Origin of the sequence: Mycobacterium sp. ITM-2016-00318, assembly GCF_002968285.2 — a bacterium.
Classification (GTDB): Bacteria; Actinomycetota; Actinomycetes; order Mycobacteriales; family Mycobacteriaceae; genus Mycobacterium.
In genome coordinates this window covers 1,516,615-1,541,716 of sequence record NZ_CP134400.1, presented here as the reverse complement: position 1 = coordinate 1,541,716, position 25,102 = coordinate 1,516,615, and the positions used below count along the sequence as shown (strand labels likewise).

At 66.0% G+C, this 25,102-nt stretch carries 29 protein-coding genes and 1 pseudogene; 21 read left to right on the top strand and 9 right to left on the bottom strand.

The genetic code is table 11. The annotated features are described in order from the left end of the window. Position 1: 1 nt before the first annotated feature. From ftsX to prfB, 5 genes are read right to left on the bottom strand one after another with little or no spacing between them, the layout of a single operon-like run. Positions 2-895, bottom strand: coding sequence for a permease-like cell division protein FtsX (gene ftsX / locus C6A82_RS07550; protein WP_105344430.1), 894 nt, complete (start codon positions 893-895; stop codon positions 2-4). Continuing rightward, positions 895-1,584 (bottom strand): cell division ATP-binding protein FtsE, encoded by a 690-nt coding sequence (ftsE, locus tag C6A82_RS07545; protein WP_105344429.1) that lies wholly within the window; start codon positions 1,582-1,584, stop codon positions 895-897. The genes ftsX and ftsE overlap by 1 nt, the downstream gene beginning before the upstream one ends. A gap of 45 nt (positions 1,585-1,629) precedes the next feature. After that, entirely contained in the window at positions 1,630-2,079 is a 450-nt protein-coding gene (locus C6A82_RS07540) for a hypothetical protein (protein ID WP_105344427.1), read from the bottom strand. Then, positions 2,076-3,050 (bottom strand): mechanosensitive ion channel family protein, encoded by a 975-nt coding sequence (locus C6A82_RS07535; protein WP_105344426.1) that lies wholly within the window; start codon positions 3,048-3,050, stop codon positions 2,076-2,078. Before C6A82_RS07535 ends, C6A82_RS07540 begins: the two co-directional genes overlap by 4 nt. Position 3,051: 1 nt before the next feature. After that, entirely contained in the window at positions 3,052-4,146 is a 1,095-nt protein-coding gene (gene prfB, locus C6A82_RS07530) for a peptide chain release factor 2 (protein ID WP_105344424.1), read from the bottom strand. A 152-nt stretch (positions 4,147-4,298) separates the two neighbouring features. Here prfB and C6A82_RS07525 point away from each other — a divergent pair, with 152 nt between their 5' ends. From C6A82_RS07525 to C6A82_RS07515, 3 genes are all read left to right on the top strand, one after another. After that, positions 4,299-5,675, top strand: a complete 1,377-nt coding sequence (locus C6A82_RS07525; RefSeq protein ID WP_105344423.1) for an FAD-dependent oxidoreductase — start codon at positions 4,299-4,301, stop codon at positions 5,673-5,675. Positions 5,676-5,684: 9 nt separating this feature from the next. Then, positions 5,685-6,167: a Clp protease N-terminal domain-containing protein gene (locus C6A82_RS07520; RefSeq protein ID WP_105344421.1), complete on the top strand. Its 483-nt coding sequence runs from the start codon at positions 5,685-5,687 to the stop codon at positions 6,165-6,167. Positions 6,168-6,398: 231 nt separating this feature from the next. Further along, on the top strand, positions 6,399-6,689 hold the full coding sequence (locus tag C6A82_RS07515) for a hypothetical protein (protein ID WP_105344419.1): 291 nt from the start codon (positions 6,399-6,401) through the stop codon (positions 6,687-6,689). A gap of 42 nt (positions 6,690-6,731) precedes the next feature. Here the strand turns inward: C6A82_RS07515 and C6A82_RS26940 are convergent, their stop codons facing one another. Further along, positions 6,732-6,893: a hypothetical protein gene (locus C6A82_RS26940; RefSeq protein WP_396836806.1), complete on the bottom strand. Its 162-nt coding sequence runs from the start codon at positions 6,891-6,893 to the stop codon at positions 6,732-6,734. Positions 6,894-7,087: 194 nt separating this feature from the next. Between C6A82_RS26940 and C6A82_RS26935 the strand changes: the two genes are divergently transcribed. Further along, a complete protein-coding gene (locus C6A82_RS26935) occupies positions 7,088-7,297 on the top strand; it encodes a hypothetical protein (RefSeq protein ID WP_142405676.1) in 210 nt (69 codons plus the stop codon). Between the two features lie 380 nt (positions 7,298-7,677). Here C6A82_RS26935 and C6A82_RS07505 read toward each other — a convergent pair whose 3' ends face one another. After that, a complete protein-coding gene (locus C6A82_RS07505) occupies positions 7,678-8,022 on the bottom strand; it encodes a helix-turn-helix domain-containing protein (protein ID WP_105341193.1) in 345 nt (114 codons plus the stop codon). 92 nt (positions 8,023-8,114) lie between these two features. On the opposite strand from C6A82_RS07505, the gene C6A82_RS07500 reads away from it, so the two are divergent. Continuing rightward, positions 8,115-9,377, top strand: coding sequence for a DUF222 domain-containing protein (locus C6A82_RS07500; protein WP_105347997.1), 1,263 nt, complete (start codon positions 8,115-8,117; stop codon positions 9,375-9,377). Here C6A82_RS07500 and C6A82_RS07495 read toward each other — a convergent pair. Then, positions 9,374-9,736: a hypothetical protein gene (locus C6A82_RS07495; RefSeq protein WP_105347999.1), complete on the bottom strand. Its 363-nt coding sequence runs from the start codon at positions 9,734-9,736 to the stop codon at positions 9,374-9,376. The genes C6A82_RS07500 and C6A82_RS07495 overlap by 4 nt on opposite strands. Positions 9,737-9,759: 23 nt before the next feature. Here C6A82_RS07495 and hisN point away from each other — a divergent pair, with 23 nt between their 5' ends. From hisN to C6A82_RS07470, 5 genes and pseudogenes are all read left to right on the top strand, one after another. Next, the gene (hisN, locus tag C6A82_RS07490; RefSeq protein WP_105348000.1) at positions 9,760-10,542 is read left to right on the top strand and encodes a histidinol-phosphatase; all 783 of its coding nucleotides are present in this window, start codon (positions 9,760-9,762) and stop codon (positions 10,540-10,542) included. 81 nt (positions 10,543-10,623) lie between these two features. Then, positions 10,624-12,015 (top strand): acyl-CoA dehydrogenase family protein, encoded by a 1,392-nt coding sequence (locus C6A82_RS07485; protein WP_105348002.1) that lies wholly within the window; start codon positions 10,624-10,626, stop codon positions 12,013-12,015. Positions 12,016-12,067: 52 nt separating this feature from the next. Further along, entirely contained in the window at positions 12,068-13,282 is a 1,215-nt protein-coding gene (locus C6A82_RS07480) for an acyl-CoA dehydrogenase family protein (protein WP_105348003.1), read from the top strand. A 137-nt stretch (positions 13,283-13,419) separates the two neighbouring features. Continuing rightward, a pseudogene (locus C6A82_RS07475) lies at positions 13,420-13,695 on the top strand (oxidoreductase); the annotation flags it as partial. Next, entirely contained in the window at positions 13,695-13,961 is a 267-nt protein-coding gene (locus tag C6A82_RS07470; protein WP_105348005.1) for a hypothetical protein, read from the top strand. The pseudogene C6A82_RS07475 and the gene C6A82_RS07470, both read left to right, overlap by 1 nt. On the opposite strand, the gene C6A82_RS07465 is transcribed toward C6A82_RS07470, so the two are convergent. Continuing rightward, positions 13,962-14,933 carry an esterase family protein gene (locus tag C6A82_RS07465; protein WP_105348007.1) on the bottom strand — a complete coding sequence of 324 codons (972 nt, stop codon included), beginning with the start codon at positions 14,931-14,933 and terminating at the stop codon, positions 13,962-13,964. 308 nt (positions 14,934-15,241) lie between these two features. Between C6A82_RS07465 and C6A82_RS07460 the strand changes: the two genes are divergently transcribed. From C6A82_RS07460 to C6A82_RS07410, 11 genes are all read left to right on the top strand, one after another. Next, positions 15,242-15,811, top strand: coding sequence for a TetR/AcrR family transcriptional regulator (locus C6A82_RS07460; protein ID WP_199193917.1), 570 nt, complete (start codon positions 15,242-15,244; stop codon positions 15,809-15,811). Between the two features lie 36 nt (positions 15,812-15,847). Then, positions 15,848-17,014: an acyl-CoA dehydrogenase family protein gene (locus C6A82_RS07455; protein WP_105348008.1), complete on the top strand. Its 1,167-nt coding sequence runs from the start codon at positions 15,848-15,850 to the stop codon at positions 17,012-17,014. Between the two features lie 12 nt (positions 17,015-17,026). Continuing rightward, a complete protein-coding gene (locus C6A82_RS07450) occupies positions 17,027-17,416 on the top strand; it encodes a nitroreductase/quinone reductase family protein (RefSeq protein WP_105348051.1) in 390 nt (129 codons plus the stop codon). Positions 17,417-17,507: 91 nt separating this feature from the next. Further along, positions 17,508-18,623 (top strand): homogentisate 1,2-dioxygenase, encoded by a 1,116-nt coding sequence (locus C6A82_RS07445; protein ID WP_105348010.1) that lies wholly within the window; start codon positions 17,508-17,510, stop codon positions 18,621-18,623. Next, a complete protein-coding gene (locus C6A82_RS07440; protein ID WP_105348012.1) occupies positions 18,623-19,789 on the top strand; it encodes an alpha/beta fold hydrolase in 1,167 nt (388 codons plus the stop codon). The genes C6A82_RS07445 and C6A82_RS07440 overlap by 1 nt, the downstream gene beginning before the upstream one ends. Further along, positions 19,786-20,988: a CaiB/BaiF CoA-transferase family protein gene (locus tag C6A82_RS07435; protein WP_105348013.1), complete on the top strand. Its 1,203-nt coding sequence runs from the start codon at positions 19,786-19,788 to the stop codon at positions 20,986-20,988. The genes C6A82_RS07440 and C6A82_RS07435 overlap by 4 nt, the downstream gene beginning before the upstream one ends. Then, positions 20,985-21,899 (top strand): hydroxymethylglutaryl-CoA lyase, encoded by a 915-nt coding sequence (locus C6A82_RS07430; protein ID WP_105348015.1) that lies wholly within the window; start codon positions 20,985-20,987, stop codon positions 21,897-21,899. The genes C6A82_RS07435 and C6A82_RS07430 overlap by 4 nt, the downstream gene beginning before the upstream one ends. A 15-nt stretch (positions 21,900-21,914) precedes the next feature. Further along, the gene (locus tag C6A82_RS07425) at positions 21,915-22,526 is read left to right on the top strand and encodes a TetR/AcrR family transcriptional regulator (RefSeq protein ID WP_105348053.1); all 612 of its coding nucleotides are present in this window, start codon (positions 21,915-21,917) and stop codon (positions 22,524-22,526) included. A 28-nt stretch (positions 22,527-22,554) separates the two neighbouring features. Continuing rightward, a complete protein-coding gene (locus tag C6A82_RS07420) occupies positions 22,555-23,793 on the top strand; it encodes an acyl-CoA dehydrogenase family protein (protein WP_105348016.1) in 1,239 nt (412 codons plus the stop codon). After that, a complete protein-coding gene (locus C6A82_RS07415; RefSeq protein WP_105348018.1) occupies positions 23,790-24,743 on the top strand; it encodes a phosphotransferase family protein in 954 nt (317 codons plus the stop codon). Before C6A82_RS07420 ends, C6A82_RS07415 begins: the two co-directional genes overlap by 4 nt. Next, a complete protein-coding gene (locus C6A82_RS07410; protein ID WP_105348020.1) occupies positions 24,740-25,090 on the top strand; it encodes a DUF6285 domain-containing protein in 351 nt (116 codons plus the stop codon). The genes C6A82_RS07415 and C6A82_RS07410 overlap by 4 nt, the downstream gene beginning before the upstream one ends. The last annotated feature ends 12 nt before the right edge of the window (positions 25,091-25,102 follow it).

Genomic DNA, 25,102 nt, shown 5'->3' with positions numbered 1-25,102 from the left:
GCTAGCGACGTACGTAGAGTCGCAAGGTGGCATACCCGGTGACACCCGCCATCACAACGCCGACGAACAAGAGTATCGGCGAGATATAGAGGATGTCGGCATAGTCCACTCGCGAAATCAGATTCGCCTCATAGAACTGACTGAGCGCATTCTCCAGGAACAACGCGCGCACGACGATCAGTCCGATGATCGAGATGACCACGCCGATCAGCGCGGCCAGGCACGCCTCCAACAAGAACGGCAGCTGTGTGTACCAGCGGCTCGCACCGACCAACCGCATGATGCCCACCTCGGTTCTTCGGGTGTAGGCCGCCACTTGAACCATGTTGGCTATCAATAGAACAGCTCCGACCGCCTGCACGAGCGCCACCGCGAACGCGGCATTCGACAGCCCGTCGAGCACCGCGAACAACCGGTCGATCAGGTCCTTCTGGTTCAACACGTTCAAGACGCCGGGTTGGCCGGCGATCGAGTCGTCGAAATCCTTGTGCTGCTCGGGATTGTCCAGCTTGACGACGAACGACGCCGGGAACGCGTCCTTGCCTGCGACATCCTTGTACTGCGGGAACTTCTTGATCGCGTCGTTGTAGGCGTCGTCGCGGTTGAGAAACCGTACGGACCGCACGTCATCTCTGTCCTCGATCTTCTGCCGTAGCGACTTGCATGGATCGCCGTCGCACGTCGGATCGTTGGCCGACACGTCGTTGGTCAGGAACACCTGGCTCTCGACCCGGTCCAGGTAGATGCCGCGCGAGTTGTCCGCGAGGCGCACCACCAGCAGACCGCCACCGAACAACCCGATGGAGATCGCGGTGGTCAGGATCATCGCGACCGTCATGGTGACGTTGCGACGAAGACCGGTCCAGACCTCGTTGAGCAGGAAGCCGAAGCGCACTAGCGATCCATTCCGTAGATGCCGCGCTGCTCGTCGCGGACGAGGCGGCCCAGGCTGAGCTCGACGACCCGCTGACGCATCGAGTCGACGATGTGATGGTCGTGAGTGGCCATCAACACCGTGGTCCCGGTGCGGTTGATGCGCTCGAGCAGATCCATGATGTCCTTACTGGTCTCAGGGTCCAGGTTTCCCGTCGGCTCGTCCGCCAGCAGCACGAGCGGGCGGTTCACGAACGCACGGGCGATCGCCACGCGCTGCTGCTCACCGCCGGACAGCTCGCCGGGCAACCGGTTGGCCTTTCCCGACAAACCGACCATCTCCAGCACGTCGGGCACCACGCGATTGATCACGTCGGGGCGCTTCCCGATGACCTCGAGAGCGAACGCGACATTCTCGAAGACGGTCTTCTGCTGCAGCAGCCGGAAGTCCTGGAACACACAGCCGATGACCTGCCGCAGGCTGGGGATATGCCGCCCCGGCAGTTTGTTGACGTGAAACTTCGACACCCGCACGTCGCCATTGGTCGGGGACTCCTCGGCAAGCAATAGACGCATGAACGTCGACTTCCCCGAACCGGACGGACCGATGAGGAAGACGAACTCCCCCTTGTCGATCGTGACGGAGACATTGTCGAGCGCCGGTCGCGCCGAAGACTTGTACTGCTTGCTGACGTGGTCGAGCGTGATCATCACGGCACGCCAGTGTAGCGGTGAGACAAAGCAGCCTCCGGCCAGCTATCTCGGCGCTTCTGGCGTGGCGGGCACCACACCCGGTAGCGGTGGTTCTGTGGCAGGCGCCGTCACCGTCGGTGTCTGGATCAGCGTCTGCGGGCCGAGCGGGCCCCCGGGACCGTCCGGATCGACCACGGTGGTCGTCGGGGTCTGCGAGGTCGGGCTGGTCGTGTCAGGACCCGGCGTCGTCGTGGTGGTCGTCGTGGTCGTCGTCGGCGTGGTGGTCGTGTAGTCCGGTTCCTTCGGCCGCCGCACCTGTGTGCGCGGCACCCAGGTGTAGTTCGGATCCGGCACGAAACCAGGCGGGACGACAGCGGGCGTGGGCTGCTCAGGTGCTGCGGGCTCGGGCTGGACGGTCTGCTGCACCCAGAACAAAGCGAGGAACACCACGATGAGCACGATCGTCGACACGCGGAAGCGGCCGCCGAGCTTCGCCTTGAACCACGAGGTCATGCCTTCTGCTCCGGCGCGCGCTGCGTCTCGTTGTCCTCGGACGCCTCGGCCGGGTGCGGGATGGAGGCGACCGACGGCGCGTTCCCGTCGGAGGACACGATGCCGGCCCGGCGCAGCGCCCGGACCACCAGCACGCGGATGCGCCGTCCCACCTCGTACTGCTTGCCCGGCAGCGTGCGCGCGACCATCCGCAGGTTCACGGTGTCCAACTCGATGCTCTCCACGCCCATCAGCTGCGGAGTGTCGAGCAGAAGATCCTTGAGTGTCGGATCCTTCGTCGACGCCTCAGCCACGTCGTGGAGCACGTCGTTGACCACGTTGAGATCGGCCGACGTCGGCACGGGGATGTCGACGACGGCGCGGGCCCAGTCCTTGGACAGGTTGAGCGTCTTGACGATCTGCCCGTTCGGAATGACGAACATCTCACCCTCGGTTGAACGCAGCTTGGTGACACGCAGCGTGACGTCTTCCACAGTGCCTTCTGCGGGCGCCGCGATGCCCGCAACCGTGAGCGACACCAGATCGCCGAAGCCGTACTGCTTTTCGGTGATGATGAAGAATCCGGACAGCAGGTCCTGGACAAGCCGCTGGGCGCCGAAACCGAGTGCCGCACCGAGCACGGCAGCGGGCGCGACGAGCGAGCCGACCGGTACCGCCAATATGTCGGTGACCTCGACGGTGACGATGACGAACAGCAGAGCGACCGTCACCCACGAGACCACGGACGCTACGGCCTGACGGTGCTTGCTGCTCTCCGAGCGGACCAATTGGTCGCTCTCCTGGTATCCGGCGTCGATGCGGCGGACCACCCTGTTCGCGAACCAGTTGATGAACCGGGCCGCCAGCAGACCGCCGATCAACAGCAGCGCGATCCGAACGCCGCGATCCAGCATCCAAACGCCGAGGTTGCCATCCCAAAAGCCTTGCCAGCTCTCGGCGAAGTTCAGTGCAAGTAGGTTGTTATTCGTCATCTTATGTGTTGCGCCAACGGATTCCCGCCTCGAGGAATCCGTCGATATCTCCGTCCAGTACCGCTGCGGGGTTGCCGACCTCGTACTCGGTGCGCAGGTCCTTCACCATCTGGTACGGGTGCAGGACGTAGGACCGCATCTGGTTACCCCACGAACTGCCGCCGTCACCCTTCAACGCATCCATCTCAGCACGTTCTTCTAAACGCTTGCGTTCCAACAGCTTTGCTTGAAGAACGCGCATCGCCGAGACCTTGTTCTGCAATTGCGATTTTTCGTTCTGGCAGGTGACCACGATACCGGTCGGGACGTGGGTGAGTCGAACAGCGGAGTCGGTGGTGTTCACGGACTGCCCACCGGGACCGCTGGATCGGTACACGTCGACGCGCACGTCGCTGTCGGGGATGTCGATGTGGTCGGTGGTCTCGGTCACCGGAAGGACCTCGACCTCGGCGAACGAGGTCTGCCGACGCCCCTGGTTGTCGAACGGGCTGATGCGGACCAGCCGGTGCGTGCCCTGCTCCACCGAAAGCGTGCCGTAGGCGAACGGGGCGTGCACGGCGAACGTCGCGCTCTTGATGCCCGCCTCCTCCGCGTAGGACGTGTCGTACACCTCGACCGGGTACTTGTGCTGCTCCGCCCATCGGATGTACATCCGCATCAGCATCTCGGCCCAGTCCGCGGCGTCCACGCCGCCCGCGCCCGAGCGAATGTTGACCAGCGCCTCGCGCTCGTCGTACTCACCCGAGAGCAGCGTCCGGACTTCCATCGCCTCGATGTCCTCGCGCAGCTGCTTGAGCTCGGCATCGGCATCGGCCAGCTCGTCGCTCGAGCCGTCCTCGGCGGCGAGCTCGTAGATCACCGGTAGGTCGTCCAGACGCTGGCGCAGTTCCTCGACACGCCGCAACTCCCCCTGGGTGTGAGAGAGCTCACTGGTTACCTTCTGGGCGCGAGTCTGGTCGTCCCAGAGGTTCGGGTCGGACGCCTCGGTCTCGAGCTTCTCGATGCGGCTCCGCAGCGCGTCGACATCGAGCACCCGCTCCACCGTCGTCAGGGTGGAGTCGAGGGCGGCGATATCGGCTTGACGGTCAGGATCCACGAGAAATCAGGGTACCGGCGAGGCAGTTCTTGCTGACCAGCGGCAGCAGGGCGGTTCCTCGTTCTAGAGTCACGTGGGGGAACAACAGCTTGGCGGCAGACGCGACAGCCCCTTTGCATGTCGCCGGGCAGCGACAGTAAAGGCACACATATATGCGTCAAAGGCGCCCGTATCACGTGGCGATCGTCGGCTCAGGCCCGTCGGGGTACTTCGCCGCGGCTTCTCTGCTGAAATTCGCGGACGCCGACGACGACGCCGACGTTCGGGTCGACATGCTCGAGATGCTGCCGACGCCGTGGGGCCTGGTGCGCTCCGGCGTCGCGCCCGACCATCCGAAGATCAAGTCGATCAGCGCCCAGTTCGAGAAGACGGCGCTCGACCCCCGGTTCCGCTTCTTCGGCAACATCGTCGTCGGCGAGCATGTGCAGACCACGGAACTGGCCGAACGCTATGACGCGGTCATCTACGCCGTCGGCGCGCAGTCCGACCGGGCGCTCGGCATCCCCGGCGAGGACCTGCCCGGCAGCGTGGCCGCCGTCGACTTCGTCGGCTGGTACAACGCCCACCCGCACTTCGAGGAGATGGCACCCGACCTGTCCACCGGGCGGGCCGTGGTGATCGGCAACGGCAACGTCGCGCTCGATGTGGCCCGCATCCTGGTCACCGACCCCGACGTGCTGGCCACCACCGACATCGCCGACCACGCGCTGCAGGTGCTGCACGACCGCGGTGTCGAGGAGGTGCTCATCATCGGTAGGCGCGGGCCGCTGCAGGCCCCGTTCACGACGCTGGAGCTGCGGGAGCTCGGTCATCTGGAGGGCCTCGGTGACGTGGACGTGATCGTCGACCCCGCCGATTTCGCCGACATCACCGACGAGGACCTGGAGGCGGCCAGCAAGACCGTCCGCAACAACATCAAGGTGTTGCGCGGTTACGCCGAAGTCACACCGAAGGGCGCCAAGCGGCGCATCGTGTTCCGGTTCCGCACCTCGCCCATCGAGATCAAGGGCGACGGCAAGGTCGAGTCGATCGTGTTAGGCCGCAACGAACTCGTCGCCGATGACACCGGGCGGGTTTCGGCGAAGGACACCGGCGAGCGCGAAGAGGTGCCCGCCCAGCTCGTGGTCCGCGCGGTCGGCTACCGCGGCGTGCAGACGCCCGGGCTGCCGTTCGACGAGCGCAGCGGCACCATCCCGCACGACTCCGGACGGGTCGACGGCAGCCGCAACGAATACGTGGTGGGCTGGATCAAACGGGGGCCGACGGGCGTGATCGGCAGCAACAAGAGCGACTCGCAGGAGACCGTCGACACCCTGCTCTCCGATCTCGCAGGCGCGACGTTGGCGGACCTCCCTGAGAACCATCCCGAGGCGCTCGCCGAGTGGTTCGTCGAGCGCCAGCCGAAGGTCGTCACCGATGACCACTGGAAGCTGATCGACGAGCACGAACGCTCCTCGGGCGGAACCGGCGGCAGGCCGCGGGTGAAGCTGACGAGCGTCGCCGATCTGTTGCGGATCGCGCACGGCTGAGAGCCGAACGTGTTCGAGCGGTTCACCGACATGGGGCGACGCGCCGTCGTCATCTCGCAGCAGGAAGCACGCGCACTCGCGCAGAAGCAGATCGGTCCTCTGCACCTGCTTCTCGGGGTTCTGATGGCCGAGAACGGAACGGCGGGTCCGGTGCTCGCTTCGCTCGGTGTCGAGCCAGAAGGTATCCGACGTGCGGCCGTCGCAAAGTACGGCACCGACGACGTTGACGATCATGAGCTTCGCCGTCCAGGAGTCGCCGACACGGAAGGCCACATCCCGTTCGCCGAGGAGACCAAGAAGGCGATGGAGCACTCGCTGCGTGAGTCGCTTGGCCTTGATCACACGTACATCGGCACCGAGCACCTCGTGCTCGGGCTGCTGACCGACGATTCGCCGGAAGTCGGCGACGTACTTGCCGGGCTGGGCGCGCAGCCGCAGGCCGTGCGCGACGCGGTGCTGGTTCGGCTCGGCGGTGACCCCGCCGAACCCTGAGTCAGCCCGTCGGCGGAAGAATCGAGTCGGCCTCGACCGTCGATGCTCACCTGCCCTCCCTCGGTGGTCATGTCGATCACGTGGCCACGCACGGCGTAGTAACGGAATACGTTGTCCGGGTCGACGACGCCGACAAGAAGCGCTGGCGCACGAATAGAGAAAAGCCGTGAACCTTCGTTCCTCTGCGCGGTAGCGTCGTTGACTGCCGGCTGGGGCTCACGGGAGGCAGGCATGAGGCGTTGCATAGTCGGGGCATCTGCCGCTCTTCTGATGTCCGCAGCGCTGATCGCCGTCGCGCCGCCGGCGAGCGCGGGTTGCCTGTACGGAGGTCCCGTCATCAGTAAGTGCGATGGCCCTCTCCAGCCTGACGGCACATGGCAGCGATGCATCGGTGTCGCCACCTGGGTTCCCAGCGGTCTCAGTTCTCACCTCACACCCGTCAAGCAGTGCGATTCGATGGGCCCCACCCAGACCCGGTGGGATTTCGCCTTCGCCGACCCGCCGGTACACATTGACGGCTGATCTACCGCATCAGTTTCGATGTCGGCGGTGTGGTGTCTTGAGTCAAGAAGTTGGCAGGCTTTTATGGGGTTGGTCGGCGAGGTAGGCGGCTTGGGGTGTGCGGTCGTCGAGTGCTTGGTGGGGTCGGATGGTGTTGTAGATGATGCGGAAGCGGTGGGCTTCCATGTCGAAAGCGTCGCCGTCGCCGATGTAGCCGCGGAACAGGTGCTCGTATTTGAGTGTCTCGAAGAACCGCTCGATGACGCCGTTGGTTTGGGTGATTTGATCCGTGTGCGGATGTGGCGCAGGAGTGGATCATGGCCTGTGAACAGTGTGTGGAAGTCTTTTCCGCGGTAGCAGGGGCCGTTGTCGGACACGATGGCGATGGGTGCCGGCGCTCGCCCGATGACGTTGTCTTCGTGGTCGAGGACATCCATTTCGCCGCGGTCGAGTCGCAGGTCGGTCAGGTTGAGAACGCGGGTGGCTTCCTCGACGGCCAGCCGTATGCAGTGCGCCGCGTCGCGGCCGCGACTGGTGGGGGTGACAGTGACCGCGAAACAATATTTGGTGACGTAGTCGATGACAGCGCTGATCCGCCAGATCCCACCGTGGGCGGTTTCAAACTCTGAGAAGTCTGTCTGCCACACCCTGTTGCGTTGTGTCGGGGGGTCGTGAAATACCCGGCGGCGCAGAGCAGCCCAGGACTTTCGGTCAGCTCGGAATCCTTGAGGGAGCAGCAGACCACGCCGCCGCAGCGCCCGTTGCACCGAAGAGTTGGTTACCTCGTGACCATCGGCGCGCATCAGCGCGGCGATCTTGCGGTAGCCCCACGCTGGCCACTCTTGAGCATATTTGGCCGCTGTCGCTTCGATTCGGTCGACCACCGGCGCAGGCCACGGACCTTTGTCGGGGTTACCGGCGCGCAGGCGGGCCAGCCGGCGTCGATAGGTCCGCTCCGGAATGCCGGCCAATACAGCAAACCTCGAAACCGGCAGACCTGCTGCTTCTCTTAGGGTTTCGAGGTCCGCGAAGGGACCTGGTCGGCCAAGGCAGCTCCGCGCTGCCAGATCCGCAACTGGACCGTGGCTTCAGCCAAGGCCAGTTTGAGTTCCTCGTTCTCCCGGCGCAAACGCCGCTGCTCGGGAAGGCCCGCACGTCCAGGCGCGCCGCTGGGTACTTCGTGCATTCGTTGGGCGCCGGCCTCAAGGAACTGATGCTTCCACTTGGTCACCTGGGTAGGCGACACCCCGCACCGACGGGCTGCCTCGGCACCAGTCATTTCCCCGGCCAGCACCGCCAACACCAGTCGGGTTTTCTCCTCGGCAGGAATCTTCGTTCGTCGCGATCTGACCATGACCCACTCAACCTCCTCAACAGTGGCCGCGTTGTGAATAACGCAGCCCTGCCAGAAAGTTTGAGTCATTGGAGTGGTCTAGTATCGAAAGTATGTTCGATTGGGTCGGCGGCGAGGCGGAGCTGATCGACGAGATCGCCCGCCTGGAGCGGGTGAAGTCGGCGGCTGCCGCTGGTCAGGCGCGGCTGACGGCGGTATTGGCCGATAAGCGGCGCGTCGCTGACGCCGCCGCCGGTGTGCCCCGCGCCAAGCAGTGCCGCGGGCTTGCCAGCGAGATCGCGTTGGCGCGGCGCGACTCTCCGGCGCGCGGCGGTCGTCATCTAGGGTTCGCCACGGCGCTGGTGTTCGAGATGCCGCACACGTTGGCGGCGTTGGAGTGCGGCGCGCTGTCGGAATGGCGGGCGACGCTGATCGTGAAGGAGTCGGCGTGCCTGACGGTCGGGGACCGGCGCGCGCTGGACGCCGAGATGTGCGCAGATGTCAGCAAGCTCGACGGCCTTGGCGATGCGCGGATCATCGCAAACGCCAAGGCGATCGCCTACCGGCTCGACCCGCAGTCGGTGGTCGACCGAGCGGCCAAAGCCGAATCCGAGCGCACGGTGACGATCCGTCCAGCACCCGATTGCATGGCTTATGTGACCATCCTGCTGCCGGTGGCCAAAGGTGTGGGGGTGTACGCGTCACTGAAGCGCGCCGCCGACACCACCTTCGATGACCGATCGCGAGGCCAGGTCATGGCCGACACCGTCTTCGAGCGGGTCACGGGGCAGCCGGCCGATGTGGCCGATCCGGTGGCTGTCGACCTGGTGATCACCGATGAGACTCTGCTGGGCGGCGACGATGTCCCGGCAACTGTCAGCGGATACGGTCCGATCCCCGCTTCGGTGGCGCGCGGGCTGGTCAGCAAGGCCGTCAGCGACAAGCGGTCGCGATGCACACTGAGGCGGCTCTACCGCCACCCGAGGTCGAGCCAACTGGTCGCGATGGAGTCACGGTCGCGGTTCTTCCCGAAGGGTCTGGCGAGGTTCATCGATCTGCGTGACCAAAGATGTCGCACGCCGTACTGCGATGCGCCGATCCGACAACGTGACCACGCCCAACCCCGCCATCGCGACGGACCCACCAGTGCCGAGAACGGGCTGGGCGAATGCGAACACTGCAACTACGTCAAGGAGTCACCGGGCTGGTCGGTGACCGCAGGAACCGAACACGGGGTACACACAGCAAAATTCGTCACCCCGACCGGCCATCGCTACCGATCCACCGCTCCTCCGCTACCAGGTTCACCTGACATCGAAGTGACCGAGTTAGAAGTCAGGATCGGTATCGCGATCGCCGAGCAGGAGGCCGCCTAGTTCTGCGGATAGGCGGGCGGCGGCTCCATGCCGTGCGGCGGCCCCGCCGGAGCGAACGCCCACTTGTCGGGATTGTTCGGCGCGTAGACCACCGGGAAGAGCTGGCCCATCGTCGGCCATTCGTCGACGTCGACCTCGAGCCGTTGATAGACGACGTGTTCGTTGACCGTCGGTCCGTTGATGACCCCGGTGATCGTGACGAACTGCCGGCCGATCTCCTCGGGACGCGGGCTCACGCCGGTCACCACCAACGTGCCCTGTGCCAGGTCGCCGCGCATTCCTCGGCGTCGCATGAGCCAGGGCCCGGCGATCAGCACGAGCGCTCCGATGAGCAGGACGAGCATGAAGAATTCCCACACACGGCCATGGTAGGACTGCTGGCATGACCTCGGTCGCAAATGACCTCGCGCTCGCTCTCGAGCTCGCCGACGCCGCCGATGCACTGACGTTGGACCGATTCGGCGCACTCGACCTGCGTATCGAGACCAAACCGGATCTGACGCCGGTGACCGACGCCGACAGATCGGCTGAAGAGCTGTTGCGCGCGTCGCTGACGGCCAACCGCCCTGACGATTCCATTTTCGGCGAAGAATTCGGTGGCACACCGACTTTCACCGGCAGGCAGTGGGTGCTCGATCCGATCGACGGCACGAAGAACTTCGTCCGTGGCGTCCCGGTGTGGTGCACGCTGATCGCCCTACTCGTCGACGGCTCCCCCGTCGTCGGCGTCGTCAGCGCCCCGGCGCTCGCACGCCGTTGGTGGGCAGGCGAAGGCGAAGGCGCCTTCACGTCGTTCGGCGGTGCGGCGCGGCGCATCTCCGTCTCGGGGGTCGACGACCTCGCGTCGGCGAGCCTGTCGTTCTCCGACCTCACCACCGGATGGGACGACGGGCGATCGCGCTTCATCGACCTCACCGACGAGGTCTGGCGGGTGCGCGCCTACGGCGACTTCTGGTCCTACTGCCTGGTGGCCGAGGGCGCCGTCGATATCGCGGTCGAGCCCGAGATCAGGCCGTGGGATGTCGCGCCCCTCGACATCCTCGTGCGCGAGGCAGGTGGCACCTTCACCGACCTTCACGGCCAGCCGGGTCCGCACGGCGGCAGTTCGGTGGCGACGAACGGATTGCTCCATGAAACGGTGTTGGCCAGGCTCAATGGGGTGTGAAGCGCGTAACATTCGTTTTCTATCTTACTCCGGAGTAAGATAGGGTCATCGGCACTGGCCCTACTGAGCGAGGCTGCACAAATGACCAACACCATCGACCGCAAGGCTGCGCGTCCTCCGAAGAGCAATGGGCGGGAGAGCGCCGTCGGAGCGCACAAGCACAAGAGAACCGCGACCGACATCGGCCTGGCGTTGATCACGCCGATCGTCGGACAGGAGTTCCTGGACCGCTACAACCTCCGCGACCCGCTGAACCGCGGACTCAAGTACGGCGTCAAGCAGGTCTTCTCCGTCGCCGGAGCGACCGGCCGCCAATTCAAGAAGGTATCCGGCGCCAAGAGCGGGCCCACCCGACTGAAGGCCAGCGGCGCCGACTATTTCGATCTCACCCCGGACGACGACCAGAAGATGATCGTTGAAACGGTCAACGAGTTCGCCGAAGAGGTGCTGCGACCCGTCGCGCGCCAGTCTGACGAAAACGCAACGTACGCAGCCGATCTCGTGGCGAAGGCCAACGAGCTCGGGATCGCTGCGATCAACATTCCCGAGGACTTCGACGGGATCGCCGAACACCGCGCTGCAGTGACCAACGCCCTGGTCGCCGAGGCACTTGCCTACGGAGACATGGGATTGGCGCTGCCGATCCTCGCGCCCGCCGGTGTCGCTTCGGCGCTCACCCACTGGGGCAGCGCCGATCAGCAGGCCACCTACCTCAAGGAGTTCGCAGGCGACAACGTTCCGCAAGCGTGCCTGGCGATCGCCGAGCCACGTCCGCTGTTCGATCCGACCGCGCTGAAGACCACCGCAGTCCGGACCCCGAGCGGGTATCGCCTCGACGGCGAGAAGTCGTTGGTGGTCGCCGCGAAAGAAGCCGAATTGCTCATTGTGGCCGCGCAGTTGAACGGTAAGCCCGCGCTCTTCATTGTCGAGTCGTCGACCAAGGGCGTCACCGTTACGGCCGATCCGAGCATGGGCATCCGCGCCGCGGCACTCGGCCGGGTCGAGCTCGACAACGTCACCGTCCCGCTGTCGGCGCGCCTCGGCGAGGACCAGGCCACCGACGCGGACTACTCCGACACCGTTGCGCTGTCGCGACTCGGCTGGGCCTCGCTGGCCGTCGGCACCGCCCATGCGGTCCTCGACTACGTCGTTCCCTACGTCAAGGAGCGCGAAGCCTTCGGCGAACCGATCGCACACCGGCAGTCGGTCGCCTTCATGTGCGCCAACATCGCGATCGAACTCGACGGCCTTCGGCTGATCACCTGGCGTGGCGCCTCTCGCGCCGACCAAGGCCTGTCCTTCGCCCGTGAGGCCGCGCTGGCCAAGAAGCTTGGCACAGACAAGGGCATGCAGATCGGCCTGGACGGCGTGCAGCTGCTCGGCGGCCACGGCTACACCAAGGAGCATCCTGTCGAACGCTGGTATCGCGACCTGCGCGCAATCGGTGTCGCCGAGGGCATCGTAGTTCTCTGACCGAGTCGTCCTACTTCTGATCGTCCTTCCTCTTCGAACGGAAACCACAGTCATGGCAATCAATCTGGAGCTTCCCCGCAAGCTGAACGCGGTGATCGAGAAGGCTCATCAGGGCGCAGCCGAGATGCTGCGGCCGATCTCGCGCAAGTGGGATCTGCGGGAACACGAATATCCTGTCGAGCTGGACACCCTGGCCACTTTGTTCGAAGGCATCTCGGAGGCGAACTTCGTCGCGTTCGCGGGCGCCGAAGCCTTCCGCGACGCGGAGGACGCCAAGGAGACCAACCACAACGGCGGCAACATGTCCGCGGTCCTCAACGTGATGGAGATCAGTTGGGGCGACGTGGCATTGATGCTGTCGGTGCCGCGCCAGGGCCTCGGTAACGCCGCGATCAGCGGTGTCGCCACCAACGAACAACTGGAGCGACTCGGCAAAGACGTGTGGGCCGCAATGGCCATCACCGAGCCGGGCTTCGGCTCCGACTCCGCCGCGGTCTCGACCACAGCCAAGCTAGACGGCGACGAGTACGTCATCAACGGCGAGAAGATCTACGTCACCGGTGGTTCTCGGGCGACGCACATCGTGGTGTGGGCGACGCTCGACAAGTCGTTGGGCCGCGCGGCGATCAAGTCGTTCATCGTGCCGCGCGAGTATCCCGGTGTCACCGTCGAGCGCCTCGAGGACAAGCTCGGCATCAAAGCCTCCGACACCGCGGCGATCCGCTTCGACAACGTTCGGATCCCCAAGGAGAACCTGCTCGGCAGCCCCGAGATCCACGTGGAGAAGGGCTTCGCGGGCGTCATGGAGACGTTCGACAACACGCGGCCCGTCGTCGCCGCGATGGCGGTCGGCATCGCGCGTGCCGCGCTCGAAGACCTGCGCAAGATCCTCACCGACGCGGGCGTGGAGATCTCCTACGACAGGCCGGCACACGCCCAGAGCGCCGCGGCCGCGGAGTTCCTGCGCATGGAAGCCGACTGGGAGGCCGGGTATCTGCTGATGGTCCGGTCCGCATGGCAGGCCGACAATGACATCCCCAACTCCAAGGAAGCGTCGATGGGCAAGGCCAAGGCCGCCCGGGTTGCCACCGACATCACCCTCAAGGCTGTCGAAATGGCAGGAACCACAGGGTATTCCGAAGAGACACTGCTCGAGAAATGGGCACGTGACTCCAAGATCCTCGACATCTTCGAGGGTACCCAGCAGATTCAGCAGCTGGTCGTGGCGCGCAGGCTGCTGGGCCTGTCGTCAGCCGAACTGAAGTAGCCGATCCGGCCGCGACGTAATGTCGGGGCATGGACCCTTTCGCCGCTCTGGTCGCCCGCAAGAACGACGATCGCATCGACTGTGCTGTCGAAACCCTAGACGAGTCGGACCTCCCGCCCGGCGACGTGACGATCCGCGTCGCGGCCAGCGGCCTCACCGGAGGTCCCGGGCTCAGCACCACCGTGATGCCGTTCATTCTGCGCGGCGTGTCCCTGTTGGGTATGGATTCGGTGCAGATGCCGATCGAACCGTGTCGTGCCCTGTGGCAGAAACTTGGGAGCACTCATGCGCCACAGCATCTTTCAGATATCACGAACGATGTGGACGTGAAGGACGTCGTCGATGTGCTCGACCAGATCCGCGAAGGTCGTTACTCCGGTCGTGCGGTGGTGAAGGTGTCCGGGGGCTTCTGATGCGGCGGGTGGTGCTCGTCGCCGTGTGCATCGCTGCGATCCCCGTCGCACCGATGGCGACCGCCGAACCCGCCGGCGACAACTCCGTTTACGCGCCCTATGGCGACGGCGTGCCGACCGTCATCTCCGGTGGCCCGGTGCCGACGATGAACGGGGTTCCCTGCGTCGCAGGCCATCTCGGCACGTGTATCTCCATGGCGCAAAACCAACCCCCGCCGAGGAGACCCTCGACGGGGGTTGGTCACAGTCCGACGATCAGGCGTTGATCACCCGAGGTACTGCTCCAGGTCGGGCCTCATCTGCTGCAACTGCGCGCCCCAGTAGCCCCAGCTGTGGGTGCCGTTCGGCGGGAAGTTGAACACGGCGTTCTTGCCGCCCGCGGCGATGTAGTTGTCGCGGAAGGTCTCGTTGGTTCGAAGGGTCAGGCCCTCGAGAAAGGTCGCGGGCAGGTCGGCGCCACCGAGCTCGTTGGGCGTGCCGTTACCGCAGTAGACCCACAGACGCGTGTTGTTCGCCACCAGCGCGGGGATCTGGACCATCGGGTCGTTGCGCTTCCAGGCCGGATCGGTCTCCGCCGGACCCCACATCGGACCGCTGTCGTAGCCGCCCGCGTCACCCATCGCCAGGTTGATCAGGAACGGCCACGTGCCCTCGGAGGGGTTAAGGAACGCCGACAACGAACCCGCGTAGATGAACTGCTCGGGATGGTAGACCGACAGGATCATCGCCGAGTTACCGGACATGGAAAGGCCGACCGCGCCGTTACCGGTCGTGGAGACGCCCTTCTCAGCCGAAAGCCACTGCGGTAGCTCGGCGGTCAGGAATGTCTCCCACTTGTAGGTCTGGCAGCCGTTGCTGCCGCAGGCGGGTTGATACCAGTCGGTGTAGAAGCTGGACTGGCCGCCGACCGGCATGACGATTGACAGCGGACTCTCGAAATACCACTCGAACGCCTGGGTTTCCAGATCCCAGCCGTTGAAGTCTTCGCGCGCGCGAAGACCGTCGAGCAGGTAGACCGCGTGGGATCCGGTGCCCTTCTGGAACTGGATCTTGATGTCACGGCCCATCGACGCGGACGGCACCATCAGGTACTCAACGGGCAGCCCAGGACGGGAGAACGCCCCCGCGGTCGCCGATCCACCCGCGAAGCCGATGATCCCCGGCAGCAGGAGCGCCGCAAGTGCGGCAACGGTGATCCTGCGCCCCCAGCGGGTTCGGATTTTGTCAACGAACGTCATAACTGCAGTCCATCCATCTTTCGGTTGTCGCGTCATACGCCTAAGTCCCGCGAGCTAACTCCGCTCCGGTCCCGCAGCATCTTCTTCACTGCGCCATCGCGCCCGCCTCCGCATGACCGCAGCCACCCGAACGCAGACCGAGTAATTTCAGTTGTGCGCTGTTGAGTAAAACATGTGAATTGCACAGGGAAAACCCGGGCCGCCGCTCTGTGGCTCATTCGTAAGCGAAATTTGTCGTGACGCCACAGTCAATTCCGGTCGTGTACGCGGCATCCGGCGCCGAGCCGCCCGACGTATCGTGAGGGTCGATGGCCATCGATCGCGCGGGGGCTGCCACCAGCCGGTTAACTGTTGAAGACTGGCTTGCTGCCGGTTTCGAGATCCTCGCACAAGAGGGCATCACGGCACTGAAGATCGATCGCCTTTGCCACCGCCTAGAGGTCACCAAAGGCAGCTTCTACTGGCATTTCACCGATATCGCAAGTTACCGAGCGACTCTCATCGCAGCGTGGAGTGAGTTGCGCGATGACGACCGCAGCCATTTCGGCGACATGTCCGGCATAGCGCCTCGCGAACGGCTGTCGCAAATGATGTCGTCGTTGGTGAGCGCCAGGCACTGGACGCTGGAACGGGCGATGCGCGAGTGGGCCAGAACCGACGAGGCAGTCGCCGCGAGCGTGCGCGCCGCCGATCAGCGTGTCCTCGACGCCGTCAGACAGGCGTTCGTCGACCACGGCTTCGACGCCGAGGACGCCGACCTGCGCGCCAACGCCACCTTCGCCGCAGGCATCGGCTTCCTCCATCTCTCCGGGCGAACGCCCAACGCGACGGGACTGGCCCGGCGGGAGCGGTTCCTCGACCTCATGCTGTCCCGCTGAACCGTTCCATACTAAAAAGTATGGTACGGTCCGGTCATGACCGCGGCGCCGGCCACGTCGCCGGAAATCAGCCAGAACTTCGTCGCAAGCCTGGCGGAGCGCGCACAAGAGGCCGAGGAGCTGCGGCGGCTGCCCAGCGCAACAGTCGAGGACTACGTCGCGTCCGGGCTGCACGAACTGCTCGTGCCCGCCCGCTACGGCGGCGTACAGGCACCTTGGCAGGCGATCCTCGACCCGGTGCGGCGGATGGCCCACGGATGCGCCTCGAGCGCCTGGACGCTCGGCTTCTACACGCTGCACAACTGGATGATGGCGCTGTTCGGCGAGGAGGCTCAGCAGGAGGCGTTCGCGACGCGCCCGTTCCTGGCGCCCGCACCCCTTGCGCCCACCGGCCGCGGCAAGCCGGCCGACGGAGGCATCAGGCTGTCAGGGCGCTGGTCGTGGGCGACCGGGGTGATGCACGGCAACTGGGTCATCGTCGGCGCGCTGTGCGGCCATGACGACGGGATCTATCCGGCGCTGGCGCTGTTGCCGATCGACGATGCCGCCATCGAGGACGTCTGGCACACCGACGGGATGTGTGCCACCGGCTCCAACGACGTCGTCATCACCGAAGCGTTCGTCCCCACTCACCGTTTGGTGCGCGTCACCGACATCTACAAGGGCACCGCGCCCGGTGCGGCGCTGCACGACTCCGACACCTACCGCTGGCCGATGGTGCCCGCGCTGGCGTTGTTGGCGGCGATGCCCGCGTTCGGCAGTGCCGAGCGAGCCGCCGACATCTACGCCGAGCGGCTTTCCCAACGCGTGCTGGCCTACGAGGGCGTCACACAGAAGGACAAGCCCATCGCGCAGGCCCACCTCAGCGAGGCGCGGGTACGGCTGCGGGCGTTGCGCGGCTTGCTCGACGACACCGTCGGCCAGCTCGAAACTCTTGTTGCAACAGGCGATCCCGTGCCACGGCCGGTGCGCAGCGAGGCGCGGCTTGCCGCGGCACACATCGTGTACGAGTCGCGGGAGATCATCGGCCGCCTGCTCGCTGCATCGGGGGCCAGCGCCCACTTCCTCGACAACCCGCTCCAGCGCATCAAGCGCGACGTCGACGTGCTTTCCGGTCATGTTGTGTTCGACTACGACACAAGCCGCGAGCTTGCGGGCGCGCTGATACTGGGAATCGATGTCCCCCGTACCTCGATGGTCTGAAAGGTGGCCACCATGGCTGACCGATATCGCGACCGCGTCACCACGCTGTTCCAGCGGCGCGTTGCCAATCCCCTGATGCGACGACTGCCCATACAGACATTGCTCGAGACGACCGGGCGCAAATCCGGGCAGCCGCGCCAGACCCCACTCGACGGCAGCAAGGTCGGCAACGAGTTCTGGTTCGTCTCGGAGTTCGGCGAGAAGTCGCAGTATGTGAAGAACATCAAGGCCAACCCCAACGTCAGGGTCCGTCTGCGGGGCACGTGGTATACCGGCATCGCCCACCTGGTGCCCGACGACGATCCGCACGAGCGGTTGCGCTCACTGCCGCAGTTCAACAGCTTCGGCGTGCGCACCTTCGGCACGAACCTGCTCACGATCCGCGTCGAACTGACCGACTAGCGAGATTCCGGCGTTGACGTCGACTCCCTACAAAAGTAACGTCAGATTTACTTTTCCCGCACCTGACGTCGACGCGCACTGGAGCGAACCCGTGGAATCGTTCATTCACCTGCGAAAGGGCACGACCCCGCGACGGCTGCACGCCGACCTGGACGGCCTCAAGGACGACGAGCTGGGCCGCGGCGGGTTCACTGGCCGAACCGCCAACATGTACCGCCGCAACGACCCGACCGCCTACCGCAGCGCAGGTCCGCTGCGTCCCCTCGACGTGCTGGCAGGCGAACTCAAGCCGAGCGATGCCACCGACGCCGCGGGCGGGCCGATGCTGGTGTTCTCCAACGCCGACTGCCAGGTGAAGCTGTCACGCCGTGCTGCGCCGATGCCGTTCTTCGTGCGCTACGTCGACGGGGACCTGCTGTGGTTCGTGCACAAAGGCGCCGGCCTGATCGAGACCGAGTTCGGCCCGCTGCGCTACCGCGAAGGCGACTGGGTCTACATCCCGAAGGCGTGCACCTTCCGCCACGTACCCGACGACGAATCCACGGTCCTGCTGATCCAGACCACCGACGAACTGCGCGTGCCGCCGCCCGGCACGCTCGGAAGGCACTTCCCGTTCGACCCGTCGCAGGCTGTGATCCCCGACCCGGCGCCCATCGACACCGGCGATGGGCCGCACAAGGACGGAGAGTACGAAGTGCGGCTCGTCCACTCCCCGATCGATGGGGCAGGCACGACCTCTCTCTTCTACCAACACCATCCGCTCGACGTTGAGGGCTGGCGCGGCGACAACTTCGCGTTCACGTTCAACATCGCCGACTACAACGTGGTGACGTCGGACAGCGTGCACCTGCCGCCGACCGTGCACCTGTTCATGCAAGCCACCGGCGTCTACGTGATGAACTTCCTGCCCAAACCCGCCGAAGGTGTGCCGGGCACCGAGCGCACACCGTGGTATCACCGCAACGTCGACTACGACGAGATCGCGTTCTTCCATGCGGGCTCGCTCTACGGCATCCCGATGCCGCCCGGCCTGATTTCGCACGCACCACAGGGTGTTCACCACGGCGCGCCGGAGAAGGCGCGGGAACGAGCCCGCCGCAAGTTCGACGAGTACGACAGGGTGGACTGGTCGGTGATCGCCATCGACACCCGTCGCAGGCTCATTCCGTCCGACGAAGTGCTCGCCAACGACCTGGGGCAGCACTGATGAGCGAGTACGACCGCATTCCGTATCTTGTTGCCTTTGAGAATAACTCGGGGGTGCGCGACACCTACGGCGGCGTGGCCGAACTCGTCGTGATGGAGAGCTACCTGCTTAGGCCCAAGAACAAGCCGTCGGACACGGTGCTGGTGTTCATGCACCCCATCGGCGGCGGCGCCTACCTTCCGATGATCACCGCACTGGCCCGAGGCGACCATCACGTCATCTACTGCAACAGCCGTTTTCGCGGAACCGACGTGGCACTGCTGATGGAGAAGGTCGTCGAAGATCTCGGCGAATGCATCAAGGACGCCAAGAACCGGTTGGGCTACTCGAAGGTCGTGCTGGCGGGCTGGAGCGGCGGCGGATCGCTGTCGGTGTTCTATCAGCAGCAGGCGCAGAACCCGACCATCACGGCAAGCCCGTCGGGCGACGGACCCGACCTGACCAAGCTGGGGTTGATCCCGGCCGACGGCATCATGCTGCTTGCCGCGCACGTCAGCCGCCACGGCACACTCACCGAGTGGCTCGACGCATCGATCCTCGACGAATCCGACCCGTCCAACCGCGATCCCGAGCTGGACCTGTACAACCCCGACAACCCGAACCAGCCGCCGTACACCGAGGAGTTCCTCGAGCGCTATCGGGCAGCACAGCTCGCGCGCAACCGCCGAATCACCAAGTGGGTCAAGGACAAACTCGCCGAACTCGAGGCCGCCGGCCGTCCCGATGACGAGTTCGGCTTCGTCGTCCACGGCACCATGGCCGACCCCCGGTGGCTGGACCCCGCCGTCGACCCGAACGAGCGGGCGCCGCGGATGACCTACCTGGGCGAGCCCCAGCTGGTGAACAACAGCCCCGTCGGACTCGCCCGGTTCTGCACGCTGCGCAGTTGGCTCTCGCAGTGGAGCTACGACGACGCCAACGGCGACGCCGTCGCGTGCGGTCCCGACATCGCGGTGCCCACCCTGGTGATCGGCAACCTGGCCGACGACGCCTGCACGCCCAGCCACACGCGTCGGCTCTACGACGCGATCGGGCATCCTGACAAGGAGATGCACGAGATCCCCGGCGCCAACCACTATTACTCGGGACCGAACCAGCGCGAGCCCCGAGCGAAGGCCGTCGCCATCTGCACCGATTGGCTTCACCGGCACGGGTTGTCGCAGTGAGCACCGGTCCGCTGGACGGGGTCCGCGTCATCGAGGTCGGCACGTTGATCTCGGGCCCGTTCGCCGGCAGGCTGCTCGGCGACATGGGCGCCGAGGTCGTCAAGGTCGAGCCGCCGGGCGCGCCCGATCCGCTACGGACGTGGGGGCAGGCCGAGCTCGACGGGCACCACTTCTTCTGGACGGTGCACGCCCGCAACAAGAAGGCCGTCACGCTCAATCTTCGCCAGCCCGAGGGCCGCGACCTCTTCCTCGCGCTCGTCGAGCGCAGCGACATCATCGTGGAGAACTTCCGGCCCGGCACTCTGGAGAAGTGGGGGCTGGGTTACGACGCGCTCGCCGCGCGCAACAAGGGCATCATCCTGGTGCGCGTCTCCGGATACGGCCAGACGGGGCCCGAGGCGCACAAGGCCGGTTACGCGTCGGTGGCCGAAGCCGCCAGCGGGCTTCGGCACATGAACGGCTTCCCCGGCGGACCGCCGCCTCGGCTCGCACTGTCGCTGGGCGACAGCCTCGCGGGGATGTTCGCCGCCCAGGGCGCGATGGCCGCGCTGTACCGCCGCACCGTCACCGGTGAGGGCCAGGTCGTCGACGCCGCGCTGACGGAATCCTGTCTGGCCGTGCAGGAGTCGACGATCCCCGACTACGACGTCGGAGGTGTGATCCGCGGTCCGTCGGGCACCCGGCTCGAGGGCATCGCGCCGTCGAACATCTACCGCAGCGCCGACGGCATCTGGGTGGTGATCGCGGCGAACCAGGACACGGTGTTCCGACGGCTGTGCGCGGCGATGGACCGGCCCGAGCTCGCCGCCGACGACCGGTTCGCCAACCACGTTGCGCGCGGCAGGAATCAGGACGAGCTGGACAAGATCATCGGCGACTGGGCGGCGCAACGAAGCGCGGACGACATCATCTCCACGCTGTCGGAGGCCGGGGTGATCAGCGGGCCGATCAACACCGTCGCCGAAGTCGTAGCGGATCCCCAGCTGCAGGCCCGCGGAATGATCGCCGACCACTGGGACGAGCGCATCGAGCGCAACGTCAAAGGCCCCGGTGTTGTACCGGTGCTTTCGGAGTCCCCCGGCACCATCCGCAACGCCGGTTCGGCCCGGCCGGGCCAGCACAACCACGAGATATACCGCGAGCTGCTCGGCAGGACCGACGCCGAGTTGACCGCGCTGAGGGAAGCGGGAGTCATATGAGCGCGCTGCCACAACACGTCGACATCCGCGAGGTCGCGCTGCGCGACGGCCTGCAGATCGAGGATCCGATCCCGTTGTCGGACAAGCTGAAGATGCTCGAGGCGATCGTCGCCACCGGCGTCAAGGAGGTCGAGGCGACCGCATTCGTCTCCCCCAGCAAGGTGCCCGCGCTCGCCGATGCCGCCGAGCTGGCCGCGGAGCTCGCCGACTTCAGGGAAGCCGCAGGCGTCGAGTTCTCCGCGCTTGTCGCCAGTCCCAACGGCGCCAAGCGCGCGATCGCGGCTGGGCTGGGTTCCATCGAGTACGTGGTGTCGGCCGCCGACGGCCACAGCCGCGCCAACGTCGGCAAGTCCACCGCCGACGCCGCCGCGCAGATCCCCGACATCGTCGCGATCGCCCACGACAGCGGCGCCACGGTCGAGGTCATCATCGCCACCGCGTGGGACTGCCCGTTCGACGGCCCGACACCGCCGCAACGCGTGCTGGACATCGTGACGGCGGCCCGCGACACCGGCGCGGACCGACTCGCGATCGCCGACACCATCGGCACCACCACACCGAAGCGGGTCACCGATCTGGTCGCCGAGGTTCGGCCGCTGATCGGCGACATTCCGCTTGGCGCCCACTTCCACAACACCCGTGGCGCCGGCCTGGCAAGCGCATACGCCGCCGTGTGCGCAGGCATCACCCGACTCGACGCGTCCGTCGGTGGTCTCGGTGGCTGCCCGTTCGCGCCGGGAGCAAGCGGCAACATCGCGACGGAGGACCTGGTTTACCTGTTGCGCGACAGCGGAATTCACGTCGCCGTCGACCTGGAGGCCGCCATCGCGGCCGCCGAGGTCGCCCAGACCGCGGTCGGGCACGAACTGCCCGGGGCACTGCTGCGTGCCGGCGACCGGCTGCGGAATTAGCCCGACATGCCGTCCATGACCTCGGGGACGCTCACTCCCAAGGGCCGCCAGACCCGGCTCGCCATCGAGCAGGCCGCGAGAAAGCTGTTCGCCGAGCGCGGCTTCCACGGCACCACGCTGGCCGACATCACCTCGGCAGCCGGCAAGTCGCCCGCGGTTTTCTACCGCTACTACACCGATAAGGAGGACCTGCTCGCCGCGCTGGCCGAGTCCTTCCTCCGCGACATCGTGACGCCGTCCGGGTTGAGTCTGCAGCTGCCCGAGTCTCCCAACGACAGCGAGTTCTTCCGCTCGGTCGTCACGGGTTACTGGAACATGTTCAAGCAGAACATCGGGATCATGATCGCCGTCGCCCAGCTCGCTGCGACCCAGAAGCGATTCGCCGATGTGCAGAACGAGTTCCGGCGCTTCGGCATGGACATCGTCGCGGCGTCCGTCCGGCGGGCGCAGGAACACGGGCACGGCACCGAGCTGAACCCTGAACACACGGCTGCGGCGATCGCGCTGCTGTTCGAGAACTTCACCACCGTCTTCGTCGGCCGCTCGAGCCTCGGGGTCCAGATCAACGACGAAGACGCCATCGCGACGCTGTCGACGATCTGGAAGAAGACGCTGTACGGGTTCTAGGCGACATCACCAAGAAGAAGGGATCACCGTGGACTTTGCTCTCCCCGAGCACCTTCCCGGCCTGCTGGCCGAGATGGATGCGTTCATCGAGGCCGAGATCAAACCGCTGGAACGCGAGAACATCCAGTACTTCGACCATCGCCGCGAGAACGCCCGCACCGACTGGGACAACGGCGGAATCCCTCGACGGGAATGGGAGGACCTGCTCGGCGAGATGCGCAGACGCGCCGACGCCGCCGGGTGGTTGCGCTACGGGCTGCCCTCGCAGTTCGGCGGCCGCGACGGCAGCAACATCGACATGGCGGTGATCCGGGAGCATCTTGCCCACAAAGGTCTCGGGCTGCACAACGATCTGCAGGACGAGTCGTCGATCGTCGGCAACTTCCCTCAGGTCATCATGATGGACCGGTTCGGCACCGAGGCGCAGAAGAAGGAGTGGACCGACGCGCTGATCACCGGAGAACGGTCGATGGCGTTCGGGCTGACCGAACCCAACCACGGCTCGGATGCCACCTGGCTGGAGACCACGGCCGTGCAGGACGGGGATGAGTGGGTCATCAACGGCGCCAAGCGTTTCAACACCGGCGTGCACCGCGCCACCCACGACCTGGTGTTCGCCCGCACATCGGGAGAGGCTGGGCAGGCCCGCGGCATCACCGCGTTTCTCGTGCCGACCGATGCGCCGGGATTCTCGGTGCCCTATTACTGGTGGACGTTCAACATGCCCACCGACCACGGTGAGGTCGAGCTCTCCGACGTCCGGGTGCCCGGCGACGCCATCCTCGGAGAGGTCGACCGCGGCCTCGAGGTCGGGCAGACCTTTCTGCACGAGAACCGGATTCGGCAGGCAGCCAGCAGCCTCGGCGCCGCGCAGCACTGCATCGACCGGGCCGTCGAGTACGCCGGGCAGCGCATGGTGTTCGGCAAGCCGCTAGCCGTGAACCAGGCCGTGCAGTGGCCCCTGGTGGAGTTGCAGACCGAAGCGCAGATGGTGCGGTTACTGGTGCGGTATGCGGCCTCGGAGCTCGATCGCAACCACCACATGGAGGTGTCGGACAAGGTGTCGATGGCCAATTACCGAGCCAATCGACTGGTGTGCGATGCCGCCGACCGGGCGATGCAGGTGCTCGGCGGTGTCGGCTACAGCCGCCACGAGCCGTTCGAGCACATCTACCGTCATCACCGCCGTTATCGGATCACCGAGGGAGCAGAGGAGATCCAGATCCGGCGGGTGGCGCAGCGGCTGTTCGGCTTCGGACGCAAGTGAAACAGCGGCTGGCGGAAGTGCTCGCGCCGGTGCTCGGCGAGGTGCGCATCGAGAACCTCACCGCCCTGACCGGTGGGGCGAGCCGCACCACGTGGGCCTTCGACGCCGTCGGCGCACAACGGCAGGCCCTCATCCTTCGCACCGGACCGCCCGACGACGTGCACGCCGGGATGGAGCTCGAGGCGAGTGTCCAACAGCGTGCGGCGGCGGTGGGCGCGCCCGTTCCGCACATCGTGACCGCCGACGATTCGCCTGCGGCGCTGGGCAACCCGTACCTGATCTGCAACGCGATCGCGGGCGAGACGATCGTCCGGCGCATCCACCGCTCGCTCGACGACGCGGGACGGGAACGACTGCTGCGGCAGTGCGCGCAGGCGCTCGCGGCAATCCACCGCGCCGACCCGGATGGGATGGGCCTGCAGCAGTCCGAACAGCTGACCGAATGGCGCGACCGGCTCGACCAAATGGGCGACACCACAGCGACATTCGAATGGGCGTTCCGGTGGCTTGCCGCCAACCGGCCTTCGCAGACACCGCCACGGCTGGTGCACGGCGACTTCCGGATGGGCAACCTGATCGTCGACCGAGACGGGCTCGCCGCCGTGCTGGACTGGGAGCTGGTCCACATCGGCGAGGTCTACGAGGACTTGGCGTGGTTCTGCATCCGGGCCTGGCGGTTCGGCGCGCCAGAGGCACTCGGCGCAGGCGGCCTCGGCAGCGTCGAAAGCTTCCTGGCCGCCTACGAAGAGGCCGCGGGTATCGAAGTCGATCGCGACGCGTTCCGCTGGCACCTGACGGTCGCGACGCTGCGCTGGGGCGTCATCTGCCGGTTTCAGGCCGACCGCCACCTGTCGGGGCAGACCCCGTCGGTCGAGTTGGCCGCGATCGGCCGCCGCGTCAGCGAAACCGAGTGGGATGTGCTGGATCTGCTCGAGGGGACCGCGAAATGAGTTCGCTGTACGGACGCCCGACCGCCGCCGAACTGGTCGCCGCCGTCGCCGACTTCCTGGAGAACGACGTCCGCGAAGCGCTCCAGCCCGATGGTCGGCTCGCCGACGCTGGGCAGGTGTCGTTCCATGCCCGTGTCGCGGCGAACGTGCTGCGCACCGTCGAACGGGAGCTGACTGATGACCGGGCCGCACCCGACCTGCTGGGGTATGCCGACGAGGCTGCGCTGGCCGCCGCCATTCGGGCCGGCGAGCTCGACGGCAGGGCGGGCGAGGTGCTGCCGTGTCTGCGTGCCGTCGTCAGGCATCGGTTGGCCGTCGCACATCCCGGCTATGACGAGATCGCATGAGTTCTGTGGGGG

What these genes read in the sequence shown, in the direction of transcription:
- ftsE (WP_105344429.1), bottom strand. Translation starts at nt 1,584, where the DNA reads ATGATCACGCTCGACCACGTCAGCAAGCAGTACAAGTCTTCGGCGCGA.
- C6A82_RS07540 (WP_105344427.1), bottom strand. Translation starts at nt 2,079, where the DNA reads ATGACCTCGTGGTTCAAGGCGAAGCTCGGCGGCCGCTTCCGCGTGTCG.
- C6A82_RS07535 (WP_105344426.1), bottom strand. Translation starts at nt 3,050, where the DNA reads ATGACGAATAACAACCTACTTGCACTGAACTTCGCCGAGAGCTGGCAA.
- C6A82_RS07525 (WP_105344423.1), top strand. Translation starts at nt 4,299, where the DNA reads ATGCGTCAAAGGCGCCCGTATCACGTGGCGATCGTCGGCTCAGGCCCG.
- C6A82_RS07515 (WP_105344419.1), top strand. Translation starts at nt 6,399, where the DNA reads ATGAGGCGTTGCATAGTCGGGGCATCTGCCGCTCTTCTGATGTCCGCA.
- C6A82_RS07505 (WP_105341193.1), bottom strand. Translation starts at nt 8,022, where the DNA reads ATGGTCAGATCGCGACGAACGAAGATTCCTGCCGAGGAGAAAACCCGA.
- C6A82_RS07500 (WP_105347997.1), top strand. Translation starts at nt 8,115, where the DNA reads ATGTTCGATTGGGTCGGCGGCGAGGCGGAGCTGATCGACGAGATCGCC.
- hisN (WP_105348000.1), top strand. Translation starts at nt 9,760, where the DNA reads ATGACCTCGGTCGCAAATGACCTCGCGCTCGCTCTCGAGCTCGCCGAC.
- C6A82_RS07485 (WP_105348002.1), top strand. Translation starts at nt 10,624, where the DNA reads ATGACCAACACCATCGACCGCAAGGCTGCGCGTCCTCCGAAGAGCAAT.
- C6A82_RS07480 (WP_105348003.1), top strand. Translation starts at nt 12,068, where the DNA reads ATGGCAATCAATCTGGAGCTTCCCCGCAAGCTGAACGCGGTGATCGAG.
- C6A82_RS07470 (WP_105348005.1), top strand. Translation starts at nt 13,695, where the DNA reads ATGCGGCGGGTGGTGCTCGTCGCCGTGTGCATCGCTGCGATCCCCGTC.
- C6A82_RS07465 (WP_105348007.1), bottom strand. Translation starts at nt 14,933, where the DNA reads ATGACGTTCGTTGACAAAATCCGAACCCGCTGGGGGCGCAGGATCACC.
- C6A82_RS07460 (WP_199193917.1), top strand. Translation starts at nt 15,242, where the DNA reads ATGGCCATCGATCGCGCGGGGGCTGCCACCAGCCGGTTAACTGTTGAA.
- C6A82_RS07455 (WP_105348008.1), top strand. Translation starts at nt 15,848, where the DNA reads ATGACCGCGGCGCCGGCCACGTCGCCGGAAATCAGCCAGAACTTCGTC.
- C6A82_RS07450 (WP_105348051.1), top strand. Translation starts at nt 17,027, where the DNA reads ATGGCTGACCGATATCGCGACCGCGTCACCACGCTGTTCCAGCGGCGC.
- C6A82_RS07440 (WP_105348012.1), top strand. Translation starts at nt 18,623, where the DNA reads ATGAGCGAGTACGACCGCATTCCGTATCTTGTTGCCTTTGAGAATAAC.
- C6A82_RS07430 (WP_105348015.1), top strand. Translation starts at nt 20,985, where the DNA reads ATGAGCGCGCTGCCACAACACGTCGACATCCGCGAGGTCGCGCTGCGC.
- C6A82_RS07425 (WP_105348053.1), top strand. Translation starts at nt 21,915, where the DNA reads ATGACCTCGGGGACGCTCACTCCCAAGGGCCGCCAGACCCGGCTCGCC.
- C6A82_RS07410 (WP_105348020.1), top strand. Translation starts at nt 24,740, where the DNA reads ATGAGTTCGCTGTACGGACGCCCGACCGCCGCCGAACTGGTCGCCGCC.